Here is a 22355-nt window from a genome sequence, read left to right as displayed (position 1 = left end):
AGTATTGGCTTTATCTGGAGTGAGTAAGACACGTTTTTTAACGGTGATGTCAGATGGTCTGAAATGACAGCTTGTAAAGATGAAGACGGATCATCGCTTTGCCATGACAAGCTACAATTATGGAAATCAACGTAATACCGCCGACCAGATGCTTTTACGTGCATTCGTCAATTCCAGGGATGTTGGCAGTATTCTAATTATTGAGCAATCGAAAGGACCCGTAGATGTCCCGTTTTTTTAAGGCAGGTTGTATCGCCGCGCTGGCGTATGCCTCGTCGCTTCATGCTGAAGAAGTGCTTCCTCTCAGCAATTCTCAAGTAACTGTTGATACGATGGCTGAGTTGCTTTCAGGGCCGGGCGTTCAGATCAGTAATCCGTCTTATATTATCCGTACTGGCGGCTCAAATCAGTCTCAGGCTGGTCAATTCAGCGGGTATGAATTTCTTCTTGGCGACGACTTTGGGCAGGGGGTGATTCTAAGCTCAGGTGATGTTGTTGATGTGCTGGGTCCGAATTCAGCAGCAGATACAGAAACACAGTTTAATACTCGTAGCATTGAAGATTCTGTCTTCGGTGGCCGTGTCTATGATCCAGTCAAGTTTGTGTTTTCAGTTGTCCCGCAAGAAGATGTACTGGTATTGGACTTCATCTTTGGTTCAGAAGAGTACCTGGAATATGTCGGCGCCTTTAACGATGTCGCTAAGATTCTGGTGGACGGTTCGAACTGTGCATTAACACCGGGTGGTGATGAAGTATCCATTAACAATATTCATTCTGATCAGCTGCCATCTCCAGACTCCAGTGACCGCCCTAATAATAACGACGGAATATCTAACTCTGGGCTCTTTCTGGATAACACCGGGGGTGCGTTCGATGTTGAAATGGATGGCTTTACCCGCCGCTTATCCTGTCGTGTCGGAGTGACCCCGGGGCAGGAGGTTGTTGTGACGGCTGGTCTTGCTGACCGCGGCGACGCACGATACGACTCATGGCTTCTTTTCCGCGCCGGCAGTGTCCGTTCTGAACCTGCCACCGATTTTGGCGATGCTCCTGACTCCTACGGTACACTGGCGTCATCTGATGGCGCGTCTCACGTTATTGTCGAGGGCGTCAGACTCGGTTCGGTAGGCGTTTCTGGAGAAAGCGACGGCTTTGTCGACGGGATAGATAATTCACTTGGCGAAGCCTCGGACGACTCGGATAATGCAATCTCATCGGTAACTGCGGTACCGGCGACAGGTTCGCAGTACAATATCACCGTACCTGCAACTTCTATTAATGGGTTTGCATCGAATGTCATTGGTTGGATTGACTTCGATGGTGATGGTGTATTCCAGCCTGATGAAGCTTCTGGCGTTGTAAGTGTTTCCAATAACTCCTACGAGGTTGCGACATCACTGACCTGGTCTGGTCTCAGGTCATCAGTAGATGTTGTTCCAGGCCGCACTTATATGCGCTTACGGATCGCAAACCTCGGGCTGACGGCTGCAACGCCTGCCGGGCAATTGGCAACGGGTGAGGTTGAAGACTACAGAATCGTAATATCTGATGGCCTGGCACCATCAGTGACAGCCATCGCCAGGCAGGAGCCTGCGCAGTCGCTGACTAATTCAAGCTCCGTTACCTTCCGTGTCAGCTTCTCTGAATACATTGAGAACATCGACGCCACTGATTTTGTTGCGTCGTTCGGAACGGTCGCGTCTGTGGCATCAGTTTCCGAGACCGTGTTCGATATTACTGTGTCGGGTATTTCGGGAGCTAACGGCACACTCGCACTGTCCCTTTCCGACGCTCAGAACATTGTTGATGCAGAGGGCAATGCAGCTTCAGTCACACTCCCTGTTGACGCTGAAACCTACACGCTTGACCAGTCTGCACCGGCGGCCCCTGTTGTGTCTGCTATTTCGGCAGACACCGGCTTGTCCGATAGTGATCAGGTCACCAACGACGCATCACTGACCTTCTCCGGAACCGCAGAAGCGGGAAGCTCTGTATCCGTTCGTATTGACGGTAACGAGGTCGCCACCGTGGTTGCTGACGCCAGTGGCAACTGGTCGTATGACTACCCGGGTACAGGCCTGGAAGACGGGACATTCTCAATCACCGCGACGGCTACTGACAATGCGGGCAATACCAGTGTTGAATCTGATTCACTGACTGTCGTCGTCGATACCGTAGCGCCCGCTCCTACTGTGATCACGGGGATCAGTGAGGATACCGGACGTTCGAACAGTGATGCACTGACCAAAGATGCTGAGCTGGTGCTGGCAGGGCAGGCTGAGGCGAATCAACGCATATCTGTGTTCGTGGACGGAAACTATACAGGATTCGCGGATACCGACCCGGCTGGCGCATGGACGTACGACCACACATCCGTCAGCCTGAGCGACGGTGAGCATGTTTTCACGGCCGTCGTCTCAGATGCCGCGGGCAATACTTCTACGGCGTCAGCCTACACAGTGACAGTCGACACCGAAGCCTCGGCAGCACCTGTAATCTCGGCGATATCCGATGACACGGGGGCGCCTGGCGACGGTATCACCAGCGACAATACCCTCCGTATTCTTGGTACGGCAGAAGCGCTTGATAGCGTAGTTGTCTCAATCGATGGGAACGAGGTGGTTACTGTTCAAGCGGATGGTAACGGCGATTGGGTATACGACAACCGCGCCACTACTCTGGACGATGGCAACTATGTGGTCACCGCCGTGGCGGTGGATGCGGCAGGCAATGAGTCTGCTGTGTCCAGCAATTACTCCATCACCATTGATACGTCAGGCCCGGCGACCCCAGCCATCACAGGCATCTCGAACGACACTGGTGTTGCTGATGGCATAACAGCTGACGCGACTCTGCTTATCAATGGTAGTGGCGGAGCTGACAGCAGAATTACGGTCTTCCTTGATGGCGCTGCTATCGGAACCACGAATACTACTGCTGCTGGCAGCTGGACGTTCGACCACTCAGGTATCGAGCTTGATGAAGGTAATTATCAGCTGACAGCTCAGGCAGAAAGTCTCGCAGGGCTTACAAGCCCGCTGTCTGTGGTTTACCCGCTGATCATTGACCAGACCGCTCCGGATGCGCCGGTTGTGACTTCTGTTTCAGAAGACACGGGCGTAGCAGGCGATCAGGTGACCTCAGACGCGACACTGGTACTCAATGGTACGGCAGAAGCGGGGGCCGATCTCGATATCCGCATCGACGGTGCCCTTGTTGGTATGGTGAAGGCCAACGGCAGTGGCGAATGGACGCTTGATTATTCGGATGTTGCTCTGGCAGATGGAGTGCATCAGATTACAGCGATAGCTACAGATATTGCCGGAAATCAGAGCGTTGAATCCTCTGTGCTGACGCTGGTCATTGATACGCAGGCGCCTGATACCCCGATACTGAGCGGTATTCTTGAGGATACCGGTGCGTCAGCCGCCGACGCTGTCACTTCAGATAATGTGGTTGTCTATGTGGGCACCGCCGAAGCGGGCAGCCATGTTGAAATCCTGCTGGATGGCAGTTCACTCGGCTCGACTCAAGCGGATGAATCCGGGCAATGGCAGTTTGATAGTGCGCCGCTGGAATTGGCCGATGGTACCTACCAGGTCATAGCCCGAAGCCGTGACCTCGCTGGAAACGAAACTGACAGTCAGCCGCTGCAATTGGTGATTGATACCACGGCGCCAGTGCCTGCGACGGTCACAGGCATCAGTGAAGATACAGCGACACCGAATGATCGTGTTACGGCGGATAACGAGCTGGTGATTTCCGGTTCTTCGGAGCCATTCAGCGAGATTGAAGTCTTTATCAATGGCATACCGGCTGGGATCGTGTCAGCCGACGACACAGGGCTGTGGCAGCTGGATTACACCGACGTCGCCCTGACGGATGGCGAATATCAAATCACAAATCAGGTCACTGACCTGACGGGCAATACCGGCGTTGTTTCAGCGCCTGTTCTGATCGTGGTCGATACGACCACGCCAGAAGCGCCTTCCATCACTGGAATTTCAGACGACACAGGTGTCGACAGTACCGACGGCCTGACGTCCGATAATCGCATAGTAATCAGCGGTGAAAGTGAGGCGGGGGCAGAGATTAATATCTACCGCGATGAGAGTCTGATTGGCAACGTTATCGCAAACGCCTCTGGCGAGTGGAGCCTTGATTACGGGCGGACCGCGCTGGACGACGGTGAGTATTCACTGACGGCCACCGCGACGGATACCGCAGGAAACTTATCTGGGGTGTCTGAGTCGTTCGACATTACTATTGATACTCTTGACCCGGCTGAGCTTTCGCTGACTCAGGATGGCACCACCATTGTGGATTACACACCAGAACTCTCCGGTGACGCCGAGGCCGGAACGCTGATCAAAGTGTCTGTGAACGGTAACGAGTATGAAACTACCGCGGATACTGCGGGTAGCTGGAGTCTTACTGTTACCGATGCGTTGGATAACGGAAGCTATCCAGTGACCGTCGTCTCTGAGGATGGGGCAGGGAATACGCGTGAAGTCAGTGGACAGATCACCATTGAAGTGCTGGTCAGCGCTGACAATTCATCCACCTCTGCAACGCCTTTGTCGGTTGCTGCCGATGGCTCGTCTGCTTCAGTGATCACGGTCATTGTCCGCGACACAGCAGGCGATATCGTTACTGAAGTGCCTGCTGAATTCGCTACGGACCTGGGTACACTCTCTGCCGTCACTGATCGGGGCAATGGCATTTACAGCGTCGAACTGACCTCGTTGTTTGAGGTTGGAACTGCGACCGTATCCATCACAGCAGCAGAAGAAGCTCTGACACCAGTCACGATTGAGTTCTTTGCTGCCGACGGTGATGGCGATGGCCTGACCGACCTTGATGAAGACAGAAATGGCGATGGCGATCCAACTAACGACGATCTGGACCGCGACGGCACACCGGACTATCTCGATGACGACGATGATGGTGATGGCCGCACGACGGAAGAGGAAGACGTCAACGGTGATGGCGACCCAACGAATGACGACAGCGACGGCGATGGTATCCCTGATTATCTCGACCGTGATGACGACAGCACTGATGGCACCAACGACAGTGACGGCGACGGCATTCCGGATACGGTTGAATGTCCGGACGGAATTCCTTGTCAGGACAGCGATGCGGACGGCACTCCCGACTACATGGATGAGGACGACGACAACGATGGCATCTCTTCTGCTGAAGAAGGCGGCGATCGTGATTCCGATGCAGATGGAGTGCCGGACTTCCGTGATGAAGACGACGACAACGATGGCATCCTGACACGCGACGAAGATCTGAACGACGACGGTGACTTCACCAACGACGATCAGGACGGAGATGGCATACCAGCCTATCTTGATCCGAATGATGCAGATGACAGCTCAGCAGGAGACAGTGACGATGACGGTATTCCAGATGATATCGAATGCGCTTCCGGTTACCCGTGCACTGACACTGACAGCGATGGCATCCCTGATTTCGCCGACTCCGATGATGATGGCGATGGTATTCCGACTCTGAGCGAAGGTTCAGATCGTGATACCGATGGCGACGCAACCCCGGATTACCTGGATCGTGATGATGATGGCGACGGTATCGCTACAGCTGACGAAGATAACAACACCGATGGCGATGCGAATCCAGCAACGACAGCGGGGCCGGATGCCGATAACGATGGTATCCCAGCGTATCTTGATCCCAACGATAGCCTGACCGCAGCACCGGGCGATGCCGACGATGACGGCATTACTGACGATCGTGAGTGTACTTCAGGCCTGCCATGTCGCGACAGCGACAACGATGGTCGTCCGGACTATATGGATTCTGACGACGACAACGACGGGATTCCTACCCGTAGCGAAGGCGCTGAAACGGACTCCGATGGCAATGGTGTCGAAGACTATCTCGATAATGACGATGATGGTGATGGCATCCTCACACGCGATGAAGATGCGGATACAGACCTTGATGGCAATGCGGCGACAAACCCTGGGCCGGATGCTGATAGCGATGGCATTCCCGCGTATCTCGATCCTAATGACGGCGAAGCCGGAGTAGGTGATTCGGATGGCGATGGCATTCCGGACAACACCGAGTGTGGCACCGCTCTGCCGTGTCAGGATACGGATTTCGACGGTATTCCAGATTTCCGCGATGAAGACGACGATGGGGACAGCATTCCGACTGTTCAGGAATCGCCGGGTCGCGATACCGACGGAAATAATATCCCGGATTACCTCGACGCGGATGACGATGGCGATGGCATTCCAACACCGATGGAAGATGCGAACACCGACCTCGATAATAATGCGGCGACCAATGCTGGCCCCGATGCCGACGGTGATGGCATTCCAGCTTATCTCGACGCCAATGACGGTGTAAGCACATCACCGGGTGACGGCGATGGCGACGGGATTCCAGACGAAATTGAGTGTCCGACGGGTATTCCATGTGTTGATCGTGACTTCGATGGCGTCCCGGATTACATGGATGGCGATGATGATGGCGACGGCATACCAACGGCCGACGAAGATGCGGATCTGGATGGTGACGGTAACCCGGCAACTAATCCTGGGCCTGATGGTGACGACGATGGCGTACCTGATTATCTCGACCCTGACAGTACCGATGATGACGGCGATGGCCTGACCAATCTGGAAGAAGACGCCAATGGTGATGGTAATCCGGACAACGATGACCTCGATCGCGACGGAGTTCCTGATTACCTCGATCCTGACGACGATGGTGATGGTCGCACGACGCTGGAAGAAGATCTTAACGGTAACGGCGACCCTCGTGATGACGATGCTGATGGTGACGGCATTCCGGCCTATCTGGACCCGAACGACGAACTGAACGGTTCGCCGGGCGACGCTGACGAAGACGGTATCTTTGACGATATTGAGTGTGACACCGGGTTCCCATGTCGTGATACCGACGGTGATGGTCTGCCTGACTACCTCGATAGTGATGACGACAACGATGGCGTACCAAGCAGTATTGAAGGTTCTGATCGCGATACTGATAACGATGGGATTGCGGACTTCCGCGATGCGGATGACGACGGCGATGGTGTGAACACTCGTAGCGAAGACGACGACACCGATGGCGACGGTAATCCATCGACTCAGGCTGGCCCTGACTTCGATGAGGATACAATCCCCGCGTATCTCGATCCGAACGACAGCGACACCAGTGGTCCGGGCGACAGCGATAATGACACCCTGTCAGATCTGGCCGAGTGTCAGGCTGGAGCACCATGTGAAGACTCTGATCAGGATGGTCAGCCGGACTATAACGACCCGGATGATGATAATGATGGTCGTCTGACTGTTGGCGAAGATCCAAACGCGGATGGCAACCCGGCGAACGATGACACCGACGGCGATGGCACCCCGGACTATCTGGATCGCGATGATGATGGCGACGGTATCCCATCCGACGAAGAAGGTAACGGTGATGCCGATAGCGATGGTATTCCGGACTACCTCGACCCGGATGGCAGCACAGCGTCAGGAACCGGTGGCGACTCGGATGGCGATGGTATCAACGACATCACGGAGTGTCCGACTGGTATCCCGTGTCGTGACACTGATGGTGACGGCACACCTGACTACGCGGATGACGACGATGACAACGACGGGCGTCCAACTATTGAAGAAGGGCCAGTTCGCGATACTGACGGTGATGGCATACCGGATTACCGCGATGAAGATGACGATAACGACGGGTTCAACACCATAGACGAGGGCACTGGCGACAGTGACGGCGATGGTATTCCGGATTATCTCGATCCATCCGCGGGTGACTCAGACGAAGATGGGGTGCCTGATGGTGCCGAGTGTCCGGACGGTGTTCCGTGTCGTGATACAGACGCAGATGGTATTCCGGACTATCTCGACGAGGACGACGACGGCGACGGTATTCCTTCAATTGAGGAAGATCTGGGTGCTGATGGTAATCCGGTCAATGATGACACCGATGGTGATGGCCAACCGGATTACCTGGATCGCGATGACGACAACGACGGTGTACCGACGGATGAAGAGTTGGGTCTGGATGCTGATAATGATGGTATTCCTGACTACCTTGATCCGGATGACAGCAATGAAGCCACGACCCCGGACGGCAGTGGCGACAGCGACCGTGATGGCGTCAGTGATGCACGCGAATGTCCGACAGGTCTGCCTTGCCCGGACAGTGATGGCAACGGTGCCCCGGACTATCTGTCCGAGGATGACGACGGTGACGGTATCCCAACGGTAGATGAGGACCGTAACGGCGACGGTGATCCGTTGAACGACGACACCGACAATGACGGACGTCCGGACTACCGTGATCCGGATGACGACGGCGATGGTGTTCCGACCGCAGAAGAAAATGAAGGCGATAGCGACTTTGATGGTATTCCGGATTATCTGGACCCGTCAGGCGGTGACTCGGACCGTGATGGCATCAGTGATGCTGTTGAGTGTCCGGGGCTGATTCTCTGCTGGGACAGCGATGGTGATGATTTGCCGAACTTCCGCGACCCGGACGATGATGGCGATGGCGTTTCGACGGCATTTGAAGATGCAGACGGCGACGGTAATCCTCGTAATGACGATACCGATAATGACGGTATTCCTGATTACCTCGACCCTGATGACGACAACGATGGCATCCTCACCGTCGAAGAAGGTGGCACTGGCGACGTCGATGACGATGGCATTCCTGACTACCGTGATCCGGACAGCAACAATGCTGCTGGCATGCCGGATGGTTCGGGCGACTCGGACGGTGATGGGATCAGTGACCGTCAGGAATGTGGTACCGGCGCTGTGTGTGCGGACTCCGATGGCGATGGTACGCCAGATTACATGCAGGTACAGGATGCCGAACAGGCACCTGAGCTGGTGGAGAATATCGTACCGGGCAAAGGTGAAGTGAATGCATCACTGCCAGGCCTTGGTAGTCAGAGCTTGCTCTGGGTACTGCTCGGCCTGCCGCTGGTGGTGCTGCGCCGCAGAGCAGAACGGCACAAACGGGCTTTTTTAAAGCCCACAGTGTCACTGCTGGTTGGTGTGCTCGTGATGTTTGCACCCTTGGTATCACAGGCCTTCGAATCAGAAGAGTCGTATGTTGGGCTGGGGTTGGGCTTCAGTCGCCTGACGCCCGGAACCAGTGATAGCGTATACGATAACGTTGATGAGTCAGGCTTTGGTTTTCAACTTTTCGGTGGTTATCGTCTGAAAGACGACATCTCGGTAGAGCTTCACTACACCGACCTCGGCAACGCGGTTCTTGAAGATGGTGATACAGGAGAAGAGTCGGACTTCGGTTACAGTGCTCTGGGCGCTGCACTACACTGGTATCCCTGGCAAACCAGCTGGAACGGAAAAAATTCCCTGAACGCCTATCTCGAAGCTGGGCTGGCGTCGATTTCAACCGATTCTGACGTTGATTACAGCAAAGAAGCCTCAATGGCTCTGGGGCTGGGGATAGGGATTGAGTACAGCTTTAAAGACAGTTGGGCAGCGCGCATTTCTGGTCAGTCTTTCACCCGGGATGCTCATTTTGTCGGCCTTTCTATAATGAAACGCTTTGGCACCACCGAACCCGTTCCGCAACGCCGACCGGTGGTTAAGCCGCGTCCGCTGCCAAAGCCAGAACCGGTAAAAGCACCGGTGGTCATCATGGCAGACAGCGATGATGATGGTATCGTTGATGATATTGATGATTGTCCGGGTACGCCTTCGGGTATGTCTGTAAATCACCGCGGATGTTCGGTTCTGGATGCCCGGCTTGATGGTGTCTATTTTGCTAGTGGTTCTGCCGAGCTGACCCGTGGCGCAACGCGTACTCTCGAACAGGTCGCAGACACTCTGATGGAGTACCCGGACGCCCGTATTGAGATCGGTGCTTACACGGACTCACTGGGGGCCGCTGCAAACAATCAGCGGCTATCGGAGCGCAGAGCGAATGCAGTGATGCAATATCTGATTGATATGGGAATCAACCCCATGCGCTTAGAAGCCAGAGGTTACGGTGAAGAAGATCCAATCGCCAGTAACGACACCGCACAGGGCCGTGCAGCGAATCGCCGGGTAGAAATCCGGGTGATTAAATAGTCTTCAGTTTACGCGAACGGACATGCCAGTAAGGCATGTCCGCTCTCGCTTCATCTGATATTCTGTGCCTCAGACTTTGACGCAGGAACTATCATGTCCGCCATATCCGATCTTCTTCAGACTCTGTCTACAGAATTGCTCGCTCGCAACCTGAAACTTGTGACGGCAGAATCCTGTACGGGTGGCATGATTGCTGCCGCGTGTACCGATCTGGCCGGGAGTAGTCAGTGGTTTGAATGCGGTTTTGTTACCTACTCGAATACTGCTAAACAGCGTGACCTCGGTGTACCAGCAGAGATATTGAATGCACACGGTGCAGTCAGCGAAGCGACAGTAAAAGCTATGGTGGCAGGTGCAGCCCGCTTTGGGGACGTCAGTATTGCAGTCAGTGGCATTGCCGGGCCAGGTGGAGCCGTCGCGGGTAAGCCCGTCGGGACAGTATGGATTGGCTGTGGCAGCGAGGCCGCTCAGAGGGTAAACCTCTTTCAGTTTGATGGTGATCGGGATGCTGTCCGCCAGCAGTCTGTCGCCAAAGCGCTGGAGATGTTATTGGGCTTCGTGAATGACTGCGACCACTGAAACTCACCTGACTGAAAAAGTACTGAACAAATAACCAGTGTTTTGTTGACTTTAAAAAACGCTGTGATTAAATACTGGTTAAATCTACAGTAATCAAAGATTGCTGAACAATATTCCTGATTAACGACTGAATACGACCAAGGAACCGACCATGGATCAGAACAAACAGAAAGCTCTGGATGCAGCCCTGGGCCAGATCGAACGCCAGTTCGGTAAAGGCGCCATCATGAAAATGGGTGAGCAGCCTCGCGAAGCCATTCCTGCAGTCTCCACGGGTTCTTTGAGTCTGGATATTGCGCTTGGAATTGGCGGTTTGCCAATGGGACGTATTGTAGAAATCTACGGTCCGGAGAGTTCAGGTAAAACAACCATGTGTCTGTCTGCGATGGCTCAGGCGCAGAAAGCAGGTAAAACCGTCGCTATTATCGACGCCGAACACGCGTTAGATCCTCTGTATGCTGAAAAGCTGGGTATCGACCTGGATAGCTTGCTGGTATCACAGCCGGATACTGGCGAGCAGGCGCTGGAGATCTGTGACAGTCTGGTACGCTCTGGCGCGGTTGATGTCATCGTTGTTGACTCGGTTGCCGCTCTGACGCCAAAAGCCGAGATTGAAGGTGAGATGGGTGACAGTCATGTTGGCCTGCAGGCACGTCTGATGTCTCAGGCTCTGCGTAAAATCACGGGCAATGTAAAAAATGCCAACTGTCTGGTGATCTTCATTAACCAGATCCGTATGAAGATCGGTGTCATGTTTGGTAGCCCTGAGACTACGACTGGCGGTAATGCGCTCAAGTTCTACTCTTCTGTTCGCCTCGATATCCGTCGTACCGGCTCTGTAAAACAGGGCGATGAAATCGTAGGTAATGAAACCCGGGTGAAGGTCGTGAAGAACAAAGTGTCGCCGCCGTTTAAGCAGGCCGAGTTCCAGATCATGTATGGCAAAGGTATTTACCATATGGGTGAAGTGATCGATCTGGGTGTGAAATGCGGCATTGTTGAGAAATCAGGTGCCTGGTACAGCTATCAGGGCGATAAGATCGGTCAGGGTAAGGCGAACGCGTCCCAGTATCTGGAGGATCATCCAGAAATGGCCGCTGATATCGAAGGTCAGATCCGTGCGCAGCTGTTGAATGTACCTTCAGAACAACCAGAGTCTGAGGATGAAGAAGCCGAAGCCTGAGCCTCTTGACCAGTCTGGCCTGAAACACGCGGCGGTAGATCTGCTCTCCCGCCGTGATTATTCCCGCCGCGAACTGTGGCGGAAGCTCTCTCCAAAGGCAGCCTCTGCCGACGATCTGGAATGCGTGTTAGACGAGCTCGCTGAACGCCAGTGGCAGTCTGACGAGCGTTTCGCCTCAATGTTTGTCCGTTCCCGTGCTTCTCGTGGGGTTGGTCCTGTTCGCTTGAAGCAGGAGTTGCGGGAAAAAGGCGTTGATGGAGAAACAGCCTGTTCTGCATTTGAAACGTCAGAAGAAAATTGGCACGAAAAAGCGCTTGAAGTTGCCCGCAGAAAGGCGCGTTCCATAGGACATGATAATCCTGATTTTAAACTGAAACTTTGGCGCTTTCTGTCATATCGTGGCTTCAGCAGCGATCAGATCAGTGCTGCCGTGGATACCTTACTGCGCGAAAGCTCTGAGTAATTCAGTTTATACGCCTAAATTCGTGCCTAACCGGGCAGTGTCGCCTCAGTCTATTGACTCAGATGGCGCAGGTACGGAACATTCGATTTTGACAGAAAAAGAACAAATGTTAACTGTCTGATTGCTCATAGGATTCGAATGTTGGGGAAGGATATGGCGCCGACTGCTCAGGTCGATATTGTACTGGTACAGCACCTGCTGAATTACTGGAACGGCCGCGGCGTGGATATGAATCAACTATGGCCTATCCTGCGGATAGACCCGGAATTACCACTTCCAAGGTGGGTTGATACAGATCGTGTTGCAGATGCATACGACTTTGTCGCACGTTTTCTTGATGACGAGTTGCTGGCGTTTGATCTCGGTATCTATATGGCGCGCCGTGAGATGCCATTGCAGCGATTGCTCCGTTGTGCGCCTTCGTTGCGTAAAGGTATCGAGGCGCTGATTCCTTACGTGTATCTGTCGACAGGAAGTCTGCGCTATGAAATTGATACCTCCCAAAGTGACATAGTACTGATTTCGGTAGAGCGTCATCCTGAAAGGCATGTGTCGCCACTGCAGTTGTCTGCTGCCGTGGTGATCATGGCGGGTGTCTGCCGGGATGCGCTAGGCGATAGTTTTGAACCCGAAGACCTCTGTATGCATCTTCCGCAGAGCGAAATTGCGGATGCAGCGCAAGCGGCGGATATCACCGGAATACAGGTCGCTGCGACTGAAGGCTTCTACATGCTTGAGATCAGTCAGGTCGCCTGGAATCGTGATGGACCAGATCCTCAGCCGGTGCTTTTCAAAAGTGTTCAACGTGAGCTGATCCGTCAGGATCAGAGGTTTCGTGAGCATCTGGCTCTCTATTCTGAATTAAAAGATATTCTGGAAATGTGCCTGATCCGGAGAAATGTATCCCAGGAGGGGGTCGCGGATCAGTTGGGTATCAGCGTGCGAAATCTTCAACGCCGGTTGCGCGCTCTGGGTACAACCTATCAGAACTTATTAGACGAGGCGCGTCAGGGGCTTTCGATGAAGCTCATCTGCGAAGGTGATATGCCTTTGTATGAAGTGGCCTATAAAGTGGGTTACACCGAGCCGAGTGCATTCTATAAAGCATTCCGGCGCTGGACAGGTTCAACGCCTGGCGATTACCGCCAGGCGTACCTCTCAACGATTAATGCAATTTCAACCGAGGACGAATAACTTTATTGATGTGTCCAACCAGGGTAAGCAGCAGGGTATGCCAGTACCCGTGTAATGCTACCTGGTGCAGTCGATAGAGTGACACGTAGACCAGGCGTGCTAAGCGCCCCTCAATCATCATCGACCCTTTGGTCAGGTTCCCCATCAGGCTTCCAACCGTGCTGTAGCGACTCAGGGACACCAGAGAGCCTTTGTCTTTATACACAAACTCCGGCATGGCTTTGCCTTTGTGTCTCGCGCTCAGGGCTTTTACCAGATGAGATGACTGTTGATGCGCAGCTTGCGCACGCGGAGGCACGGGCTTTCCTGTTGCTTTATCAATAACACTGCAGCAATCGCCAAGTGCAAAAATGTTCTCGTCTTCAGTCTGCAGGCTATTGTTCACGACTAACTGGTTTGCACGATTTGTTTCGAGACCGAGTTCTTTCATAAACTCAGGGGCTTTTACGCCTGCTGCCCAGACACGGATAACGGCTGGAATATGTTCGCCCGATTTATTCACAAACCCTGAATCAGTAACTTCAGTGATCATGGTTGAGGTCATGACTTCAACACCGAGTGACTCAAGTTCCCGGGTAGCTGCTGCAGATAACCGTGGAGGAAGAGCCGGTAAAATACGGTCTCCGGCTTCTATTAAGCGAACCTTAAGCTGCTCTGGCGAGACGTTTTTAAGGCCGTATGAGGCCATTACTTCTGCTGTATTATACAACTCGGCAGACAGTTCCACGCCGGTCGCGCCAGCACCGACAATGGCCACTTCGAGTGGTCGCGGCTCTTCCAGGTTACTGCAGCGTAGGAATTCATTCAGTAGTAATTTATGGAAGCGCTCAGCCTGGTCACGGCTATCCAGAAAAATGCAGTTTTCCGCTGCGCCTTTAGTTCCAAAATCATTGGTGACGCTGCCTAATGCCATGACGAGCGTATCGTAATCGACGGCACGCTCTGGCAATACTTCCTTGCCCTCATCGTCGAGCATAGCTTCGAGAACAAGCGATTTTTTCTCGCGATTCAGTCCACTCATTCGCCCGATCTGAAAATGAAACCCGTGTTTTTTGCCGTGGGCGCGGTAGTTCAGTTCATCGATGCCTGAGTCCAGTGCGCCAGTAGCGACTTCGTGCAGTAATGGCTTCCACAGGTGGGTTGGGGTGGCGTCAATTAACACAACCTCGGCTTTTCTCTTTCGACCGAGTTTACGCCCGAGCTGTGTGGCCAGTTCCAGTCCACCTGCGCCACCGCCGACTATGACGATTCGTTGCATGGGGTACTCCCTATAAATGAAATTGGCGGCATTATACGGCGAATCGTATAAAAAGTCGGAAATTTATGGCGGCTTATAACCCCCCCCTCCGTTAGGTCAAATGAGGGGGGAACCTTTCCGCACCTGAGATGGATCAGGCGGGGTTGGCTTCGAAATGGCCTATGAGGCGAGCAGAAACTTCCGCCGGTTTGTCGTGCGCGAGCCAGTGTGTCGCATCCGGGTAAGTAGTCAGTGAGCCATTGTCGAGGAATTTTTCGCTGTCTCGCGCCATTTCCAGCGTCAGCGCGAGGTCGTGCTCCCCCCAGAGTATCTGAGTCGGCGTTTTAATCCGGTCGCCTCTCGGTGACTTAGGCTGGCTACGTAACGCTGAGCGATAGTAGTTGACCATGGCTCGCATAGCTCCAGGAATACGCCAGTGTTTTTGCAGTTCACTGAAGTCCTCGTCGCTGTAGCTGCCTTTATTGGATGTACGCTTGAGAATATCTCTGAAAAAGAAGAAATTATTCACTGGCAACGTCAATTCTGGCAGGCGCGGGATCTGAAAATAGAACACGTACCAGCTTTTTAGCATCTGTACCGGACTTTTACGCACTGTTCCCAGGAATACCTTAGGGTGGGGCACGTTCAGAATGCTCAGGCTGGCAAGCTGCTCAGGTTTATTCAGTGCGTACCACCAGGCAACCATGGCGCCCCAGTCGTGACCGACAAGATGGATTTTCTCGACACCGGCATAACGGCGGATGGCATCGACATCTTTGATCAGCTCATCGACGTGATAGTCGCTTACGTCGGCTGGTTTGGACGAATGTCCGTAGCCACGCATATTCGGTACGAATACCCGGTAACCGGCTTCCGCTAACACAGGAATCTGATGGCGCCAGGTGCTCCAGCACTCTGGGAAACCGTGTAATAGAATAACGACCTCGCCATCGGCTGGGCCTGCGTGTCGGGTTTCGAGGCCTATTGGTCCGTTGTAAATGTGGGTAGTGTCCATGATTCCTCTCAATCAGCTGGATTGTCTGTGGAGGTGGTGAGGTCGATCATTCCAAGCATTTGTGCAGCGCCCGTGAAAAGCACGGCGATGCAGATTGCCTGAATTATTATTCTTAGTAATTTTGGTGCGCGCAGGAAAGCAAGGTGGTGTTTTATCATGCTCGGATGGCCGAAAGGGCCGATGCCGAGATGCAGCATAGTGACGGCCATCGCTGGCAGCATCATCAGGTAAATTACACCGCTATTTTCCATTGCTTTTAATCCTTATTCATAGATTCAAGCGTGCGTTTGCAATGCATTTGATTCAGGGCATCTTCAGCATTGACGGGCTCAATGGCCAAGCATGTGTTCAGTAGTTTGCGTATCTCTTTGCGGAAGTTATCTTCATCAAGGCGAATCAAGCCTACAGAGTATTCGTTGTAAACGATCGCCATATCCGGCAACAGTTTCTGAGCTTTTTCAAAATTCTCAATCGCGCTGCTTTCTGTCGCACCGTAAGTAATGCTTCCCAGAAATGAGCCTACGCGCTCAACGATGCCGGCTTCAAGCCCACCCCGTGTGAGAGGGTAAGCGCCGCGATCTGGTGCGTACTCCTGCAACTTATCGAGCTTATCCTGTGCGATAGGAATATAACCGGAGCTGCGGGCCTCTCCTGTGCTCATTAACTCGAGCATGCGGACTTTCGCATAGACCAGTCCGAATTCTGCAAAGCGGTATTCTGGAGCGAGAGCCAGGCCTTCATTGGATAAAGCAGCGGCTTCAGCAAACTCTTCCATTTTGTCATCGTGATCATCAATCAGAAGGGTCGCATGAACCAGGCGGGAATAAATCGCAGGCACTTCTCCGACGGGTCCAAGCTGCATACCCAGTTCATACGCTTTTTCGTATTGGCCTGAATAGTGTAAACGCCAGACTTCCTGAACCGCGCTGGCCAGATCTGAGTAATCACTGTCCTGAATTGCTTTAAAGACGGCCGGGTGAGCTTCAGGATCTGCGCCCAGAACCATCATATGGTGAGCGAGACGTGGATAGTCGGTCATCATTGATCTGATCCAGTCGACATCCGGGTACTCAACCCGTGTCAGCTTCGTCAGGTCCTGCCACTGCTGTTGCAGCTTATCTCCTGAAAAGTCGTATTGCTGAAGATCTTCTGGATAGTCTTTCCAGTCTGTTGCAAGCACTGGAAGGCTTAGGAATACAGATAGTGTAAAAACGAAAAAACGTTGCATAAAACCCCCAATAAAGAGGGCCAGTATACATACGCTTTATTACCTTGGCGTGTGGTTTTCCGCCAAAGCTTGAAGTGCTTCGGCGGTACGGAACGATCTCTCTCTTCCAGACGAACTCTCAGTTGAACGCACAGCCTGTTTTGACGCCAAACACCTTGAGAATCCGGGCCAGTGGGCAGAAACCGGTAAAAGCCGCCTGGAGCATGTTTAAGCCTACAAAACCCGTGAAGAACAGCCAGTATTCAGAATGCAGTTGCGACAGTGCGATACTGAGCAGGATAAACGAGCCGGCGATAGCAAAGACGAGACGATCAATGTTCATAGAATTAGCCTGTTTATAATAAAATAACCATGCAGTTATATTACTGCCTGTTTAAAACGTAGTCAACCTCTTCCTTGCTGTGGGACTCAGGCCCACAAAACGCTATACTGCCGGGCCAGGCACCTCATCACTGCATTATTCAGAGGTGCCCTAATTATCTCTGAACTCGTTTGGAATCACGCAACCGTATGAAAAGCTCAGAAATCCGCCAGGCGTTCCTTGACTTCTTCGCATCGAAGGGACACGAAATCGTTGCCTCCAGCCCACTGGTACCGGGTAACGATCCGACGCTGCTGTTCACTAACGCCGGAATGGTGCAGTTCAAAGACTGTTTCCTCGGTAACGACGTGCGCAGTTACACCCGCGCCGCGTCCTCGCAGCGCTGTGTCCGGGCAGGTGGTAAGCACAACGACCTGGAAAATGTGGGCTATACGGCGCGTCACCACACCTTCTTTGAAATGCTAGGTAACTTCAGTTTCGGTGACTATTTCAAAGAAGATGCGATCAGCTATGCGTGGGAATTCCTGACGTCAGAAAAATGGTTAAACCTGCCAGTCGAAAAACTGATGGTCACGGTGTACGCAGAAGACGACGAAGCGTTTGATATCTGGAATAAAAAGATGGGCATTCCAGAAGATAAAATCGTACGTATCGGTGACAACAAAGGCGCACGTTACGCATCGGATAACTTCTGGCAGATGGGTGACACTGGCCCTTGCGGCCCGTGTACTGAGATTTTCTACGACCATGGCGAGCACATCTGGGGTGGGCCTCCGGGCACACCAGAAGAAGACGGCGACCGCTTTATTGAAATCTGGAACAACGTTTTCATGCAGTTTGAGCGCAAGGCCGACGGCGAGATGCTGCCATTGCCTAAGCCTTCGGTCGATACCGGCATGGGGCTTGAGCGTATTTCTGCGATTATGCAGGGGGTGCACAGCAACTACGAAATCGATATCTTCCAGGCACTGCTGAAAGCTGCCGGCGAACTGACGGGCTGCAAAGACACCGAGAACAAATCACTGCGTGTGATTGCTGACCACATCCGTTCTACCAGTTTCCTGATCGTCGATGGTGTGCTGCCATCGAACGAAGGCCGTGGTTACGTTCTGCGTCGTATTATTCGTCGCGCTGTCCGCCACGGTCATATGCTGGGTGCGTCAGCGGGCTTCTTTAATAAGCTGGTTCCCGCGCTGTGTGAGCAAATGGGTGAAGCCTATCCTGAACTGGTTAACCTGTCTGAGCACGTTCAGAAAGTTCTGCGTATCGAAGAAGAACAGTTTGCGAAAACGCTCGATAAGGGGATGGCGATCCTTAACGATGCGATTGCCGATATGAGTGGTGATACGATTCCGGGCGAGACCGCATTCAAACTCTACGATACCTATGGCTTCCCTCTCGACCTGACGGCGGATGTGGCCCGTGAGCGTGACCTGAAAGTTGATGAAGACGGCTTTAATACCGCCATGGAGAAACAGCGTGAAACCGCGCGTGCTGCGGGCAACTTCTCTGCGGATTACGGCAAAGGTCTGGAACTCGATGGTGAAACCGGCTTCCTCGGTTATGAGTCGTTGGAAAATACCGGCACGGTGAAAGCCTTGTTTGTGGGCGGCGAAAAAGTTGAGCAGCTGAAGGCTGGCGACGAAGCTGTCCTGGTTCTTGACGAAACGGCCTTCTACGCAGAAAGCGGTGGTCAGGCCGGAGACACAGGTTTCCTGAAAGCGGATGGTGTTGTCTTCCAGGTAAAAGACACGACCAAAGAGGGCAAAAACCATCTGCACCAAGGTGTGCTGGTTGAAGGCACGGTATCTCTTGGTGATCAGCTGACCGCAAGCGTGGACGCGGAAAAACGCGCCTCCACAGCCATTCATCACTCGGCAACACACCTTCTACACGCTGCGCTGCGCAACGTACTGGGTGAGCACGTCGCACAGAAAGGCTCTCTTGTAACCTACGACAAGCTGCGTTTTGACTTCTCTCACCTTGAGGCGGTCAGACCAGAAGAATTAGCAGAGATCGAGAATCTGGTGAATGCGCACATTCGCGCGAATACACCGGTAGCAACGCGCCTGATGAATATCGATGATGCAAAAGCCGCCGGCGCTATGGCTCTGTTCGGCGAGAAGTACGATGATGAAGTTCGTGTACTTTCCATGGGTATGGACGATTTCTCGATCGAACTCTGCGGTGGTACGCATGCTCAGCGTACCGGCGATATTGGCCTGCTGAAGATCAGCTCAGAAAGCGGTATCGCGGCAGGTATCCGTCGTATTGAAGCGGTGGTAGGGCAGGCTGCTCTTGATTTCGTCGCCCGTGAAGAAGCAACGCTGACGACGATTGCCCGTGCTCTGAAAGGGTCGACTGATAATGTGGGTGATAAAGTCGAACAGTTGATCAGTCGTAGCCGTCAGCTGGAAAAAGAACTGGATGCACTGAAGAGCAAGCTCGCTTCAAGCGCCGGTTCAGATCTGGCCGGGCAGGCGAAAGACGTCAACGGTGTAAAAGTACTGGCCGCTGAACTGGACGGTGCTGATGTACCAGCGCTGCGTAACACAATGGACCAGCTGAAGAACAAGCTGGGATCAGCGATGATTATGCTGGCCTCTGCCAATGACGGGAAAGTGACCCTGCTTGCCGGTGTGACGAAAGATCTGATCGGTAAGGCGAAAGCGGGTGACGCTGTTAAAGAGGTTGCTGCTTACGTTGATGGCCGTGGTGGTGGTAAGCCAGAAATGGCGCAGGCCGGTGGTCAGAAACCAGAAGGCATTGCCGATGCGCTCAAAGCCTTTGAAGAGTGGGCGGCTGCTAAGCTCTGATCCTTCTCCTGCTGCCGTCTTGAAGCCCGCCCTCGTGCGGGCTTTCTTGTTTTAGTGCACTAATTACAGCGTCTGGCCCGAATTGTTGTGTATCTGGCAGAACAGTCTCGTCCAACGTCTATAGATTGCTTTTCTCGTGCTCCCATTTATTGTTTAATTGCGACCCTTTTGATCAATTGCGCAGATATCCCCATATGGCGTTGTACGTACAGAAATATGGCGGCACCTCGGTCGGCACGACGGAGCGTATTGAAGCCGTCGCAGATAAGCTGAAAGCTTTTCACGATGAGGGTCATCAGTTGGTGGTTGCCGTCTCAGCGATGAGCGGTGAAACGAATCGCCTGATCGGTTTAGCCGGGGCGATTACCGATAGTCCTTCTCCCCGTGAAATGGACGTTCTTGTCTCCACAGGTGAACAGGTGACGATCGCTCTTCTGGCTATGGCGCTGGAAAAGCGAGGTATCACTGCGCGTTCATTTACTGGCTGGCAGGTGGGCATTAAAACCAACAATGCGTTCATGAAAGCCCGTATTGAAGATATTGAAACCAGCAAGATGCGCGAAGTTCTGGATAACGGCGGTATCTGTATTGTTGCTGGCTTCCAGGGGGTGGATGATGACAACAACATCACGACGCTCGGTCGTGGTGGCTCAGACACCACTGGGGTGGCTCTGGCGGCGGCACTGAATGCTGACGAGTGCCAGATCTATACTGACGTTGATGGCGTCTATACCACTGACCCTCGCGTGGTTGCTGCTGCTCGTCGTATGGAAACCGTGACGTTTGAAGAAATGCTGGAAATGGCCAGCCTCGGATCAAAGGTTCTGCAGATCCGCTCGGTTGAATTTGCCGGTAAATATAAAGTTCCTTTGCGTGTGCTGTCCTCATTCAAAGAAGGCAACGGCACTCTGATTACAACCGAGGAGAACAGCTCCGTGGAAAAACCCGTTATCTCTGGTATTGCGTTTAACCGTGATGAAGCAAAAGTAACAGTTCAGGGTGTGCCTGACGTACCGGGCGTAGCGTCACGAATTCTTGTTCCTGTCAGTGATGCGAACATCGAAGTCGATATGATCGTACAGAACGTCTCTGAAGATGGCTCAACTGACTTCACCTTCACCGTGCACCGTAACGACTACCAGAAAGCACTGAAGCTACTTACAGAACTGGCCGAAGAACTTAATGCGGAAGGCGTTAACGGAACTGATGACATCTGTAAGGTGTCTCTAGTAGGGGTAGGTATGAGATCCCATGCCGGTGTGGCCAGCAAAATGTTTAAGACGCTGGCGGATGAAAGCATCAATATCCTTGCGATTACGACCTCTGAAATCAAGATTTCAGTCGTGATTGAGGAAAAGTACCTCGAGCTTGCTGTTCGTGCGCTGCATACCGCGTTCGGACTGGATGCAGAGGTGACCGAAGAGCACTAAGCTCTGGTGTTATCAGTGGGCGGCCCATGAAGGAATGCCCACTAATAACAAAAAGTCCTCACTCGACGCAGGACCCGGCTTTAAAACTGGCTGATCTGGTCAATACTGGAAGAGTGGGACACAAAGGTGACGAATGTCACAGCACCCTATACAGAAACTGGAATCTGAGGAGAACCTCTATGCTTATTTTGACCCGCCGTGTTGGTGAAACACTGATGGTTGGTGACGAAGTCACCGTCACCGTTTTGGGTGTTAAAGGAAATCAGGTACGAATCGGTGTGAATGCCCCTAAAGAAGTTGCAGTACACCGCGAGGAAATTTACCAGCGCATTCAGCGCGAGAAGGACGGTGGTGACCCTAACGGTAACTACTAACGCCTTAATTTTCTTGAATTTTTCCTTTGAAAATTCTCTGAACGTGGTATGATGCGCGCCGTGATGTGGAGAGATGGCCGAGTGGCTGAAGGCGCGCCCCTGCTAAGGGCGTATAGGTTTACCCCTATCGAGGGTTCGAATCCCTCTCTCTCCGCCACGTTCTTTCTGCTTCGGCAGAAGCGTATTTAAGTCGTTGACACCTTACTCAACAACCCTATAATACGCGCCCCACGATGCGCGCTCGTAGCTCAGCTGGATAGAGTACCTGGCTACGAACCAGGCGGTCGGAGGTTCGAATCCTCCCGAGCGCGCCATTCTTTCTTTGAATGTTTATATCGTGATTTTCTGATGCGCGCTCGTAGCTCAGCTGGATAGAGTACCTGGCTACGAACCAGGCGGTCG

The 22355-nt window shown here is 53.0% G+C and carries 13 protein-coding genes and 2 tRNA genes; 10 read left to right on the top strand and 5 right to left on the bottom strand.

Going from position 1 to position 22355, the window contains the following annotated elements; genetic code table 11:
* Positions 1 to 224: 224 nt before the first annotated feature.
* The 5 genes from AC5E51_RS10950 to AC5E51_RS10930 all read left to right on the top strand — a co-directional run bounded on the left by AC5E51_RS10950 (position 225) and on the right by AC5E51_RS10930 (position 13531).
* Positions 225 to 10112: an Ig-like domain-containing protein gene (locus AC5E51_RS10950; protein WP_491778590.1), complete on the top strand. Its 9888-nt coding sequence runs from the start codon at positions 225 to 227 to the stop codon at positions 10110 to 10112.
* Between the two features lie 93 nt (positions 10113 to 10205).
* Positions 10206 to 10691, top strand: coding sequence for a CinA family protein (locus tag AC5E51_RS10945; RefSeq protein WP_491778589.1), 486 nt, complete (start codon positions 10206 to 10208; stop codon positions 10689 to 10691).
* A 151-nt stretch (positions 10692 to 10842) separates the two neighbouring features.
* Positions 10843 to 11874, top strand: coding sequence for a recombinase RecA (recA, locus tag AC5E51_RS10940; protein ID WP_068442535.1), 1032 nt, complete (start codon positions 10843 to 10845; stop codon positions 11872 to 11874).
* Entirely contained in the window at positions 11855 to 12337 is a 483-nt protein-coding gene (locus tag AC5E51_RS10935; protein WP_297530997.1) for a regulatory protein RecX, read from the top strand. The genes recA and AC5E51_RS10935 overlap by 20 nt, the downstream gene beginning before the upstream one ends.
* Before the next feature lie 138 nt (positions 12338 to 12475).
* Positions 12476 to 13531 (top strand): AraC family transcriptional regulator, encoded by a 1056-nt coding sequence (locus AC5E51_RS10930; RefSeq protein ID WP_068439766.1) that lies wholly within the window; start codon positions 12476 to 12478, stop codon positions 13529 to 13531.
* On the opposite strand, the gene AC5E51_RS10925 is transcribed toward AC5E51_RS10930, so the two are convergent.
* The 5 genes from AC5E51_RS10925 to AC5E51_RS10905 all read right to left on the bottom strand — a co-directional run bounded on the left by AC5E51_RS10925 (position 13503) and on the right by AC5E51_RS10905 (position 17333).
* Positions 13503 to 14789, bottom strand: coding sequence for an NAD(P)/FAD-dependent oxidoreductase (locus AC5E51_RS10925; RefSeq protein ID WP_068442522.1), 1287 nt, complete (start codon positions 14787 to 14789; stop codon positions 13503 to 13505). The two genes, AC5E51_RS10930 and AC5E51_RS10925, sit on opposite strands and share 29 nt — an antisense overlap.
* 133 nt (positions 14790 to 14922) lie before the next feature.
* Positions 14923 to 15783, bottom strand: coding sequence for an alpha/beta fold hydrolase (locus AC5E51_RS10920; RefSeq protein ID WP_068442520.1), 861 nt, complete (start codon positions 15781 to 15783; stop codon positions 14923 to 14925).
* A gap of 8 nt (positions 15784 to 15791) precedes the next feature.
* Positions 15792 to 16034 (bottom strand): hypothetical protein, encoded by a 243-nt coding sequence (locus tag AC5E51_RS10915; protein WP_068441190.1) that lies wholly within the window; start codon positions 16032 to 16034, stop codon positions 15792 to 15794.
* Between the two features lie 5 nt (positions 16035 to 16039).
* A complete protein-coding gene (locus tag AC5E51_RS10910) occupies positions 16040 to 17011 on the bottom strand; it encodes a hypothetical protein (RefSeq protein WP_068442518.1) in 972 nt (323 codons plus the stop codon).
* Positions 17012 to 17129: 118 nt separating this feature from the next.
* A complete protein-coding gene (locus tag AC5E51_RS10905; RefSeq protein ID WP_068436554.1) occupies positions 17130 to 17333 on the bottom strand; it encodes a YgaP family membrane protein in 204 nt (67 codons plus the stop codon).
* 188 nt (positions 17334 to 17521) lie between these two features.
* On the opposite strand from AC5E51_RS10905, the gene alaS reads away from it, so the two are divergent.
* The 5 genes from alaS (at position 17522) to AC5E51_RS10880 (ending at position 22267) form a co-directional block, all read left to right on the top strand.
* A complete protein-coding gene (gene alaS, locus AC5E51_RS10900; protein WP_491778588.1) occupies positions 17522 to 20149 on the top strand; it encodes an alanine--tRNA ligase in 2628 nt (875 codons plus the stop codon).
* A gap of 194 nt (positions 20150 to 20343) precedes the next feature.
* Positions 20344 to 21579, top strand: coding sequence for an aspartate kinase (locus AC5E51_RS10895; RefSeq protein WP_076515575.1), 1236 nt, complete (start codon positions 20344 to 20346; stop codon positions 21577 to 21579).
* A 179-nt stretch (positions 21580 to 21758) separates the two neighbouring features.
* The gene (gene csrA / locus AC5E51_RS10890) at positions 21759 to 21953 is read left to right on the top strand and encodes a carbon storage regulator CsrA (protein ID WP_068436997.1); all 195 of its coding nucleotides are present in this window, start codon (positions 21759 to 21761) and stop codon (positions 21951 to 21953) included.
* Between the two features lie 67 nt (positions 21954 to 22020).
* Positions 22021 to 22110, top strand: a tRNA-Ser gene (locus tag AC5E51_RS10885).
* Between the two features lie 80 nt (positions 22111 to 22190).
* Positions 22191 to 22267, top strand: a tRNA-Arg gene (locus tag AC5E51_RS10880).
* Positions 22268 to 22355: the final 88 nt, after the last annotated feature.

The sequence above is a fragment of the Thalassolituus sp. genome (assembly GCF_984348125.1).
Note: the sequence above shows the minus strand (reverse complement) of the source record. Positions and strands in the feature narration are given on the sequence as shown.

Coding starts and splice junctions, on each gene's coding strand:
- alaS (WP_491778588.1), top strand. CDS start 17,522: ATGAAAAGCTCAGAAATCCGCCAGGCGTTCCTTGACTTCTTCGCATCG.
- AC5E51_RS10915 (WP_068441190.1), bottom strand. CDS start 16,034: ATGGAAAATAGCGGTGTAATTTACCTGATGATGCTGCCAGCGATGGCC.
- AC5E51_RS10930 (WP_068439766.1), top strand. CDS start 12,476: ATGTTGGGGAAGGATATGGCGCCGACTGCTCAGGTCGATATTGTACTG.
- AC5E51_RS10895 (WP_076515575.1), top strand. CDS start 20,344: ATGGCGTTGTACGTACAGAAATATGGCGGCACCTCGGTCGGCACGACG.
- recA (WP_068442535.1), top strand. CDS start 10,843: ATGGATCAGAACAAACAGAAAGCTCTGGATGCAGCCCTGGGCCAGATC.
- AC5E51_RS10945 (WP_491778589.1), top strand. CDS start 10,206: ATGTCCGCCATATCCGATCTTCTTCAGACTCTGTCTACAGAATTGCTC.
- AC5E51_RS10935 (WP_297530997.1), top strand. CDS start 11,855: ATGAAGAAGCCGAAGCCTGAGCCTCTTGACCAGTCTGGCCTGAAACAC.
- csrA (WP_068436997.1), top strand. CDS start 21,759: ATGCTTATTTTGACCCGCCGTGTTGGTGAAACACTGATGGTTGGTGAC.
- AC5E51_RS10950 (WP_491778590.1), top strand. CDS start 225: ATGTCCCGTTTTTTTAAGGCAGGTTGTATCGCCGCGCTGGCGTATGCC.
- AC5E51_RS10925 (WP_068442522.1), bottom strand. CDS start 14,789: ATGCAACGAATCGTCATAGTCGGCGGTGGCGCAGGTGGACTGGAACTG.
- AC5E51_RS10920 (WP_068442520.1), bottom strand. CDS start 15,783: ATGGACACTACCCACATTTACAACGGACCAATAGGCCTCGAAACCCGA.
- AC5E51_RS10910 (WP_068442518.1), bottom strand. CDS start 17,011: ATGCAACGTTTTTTCGTTTTTACACTATCTGTATTCCTAAGCCTTCCA.
- AC5E51_RS10905 (WP_068436554.1), bottom strand. CDS start 17,333: ATGAACATTGATCGTCTCGTCTTTGCTATCGCCGGCTCGTTTATCCTG.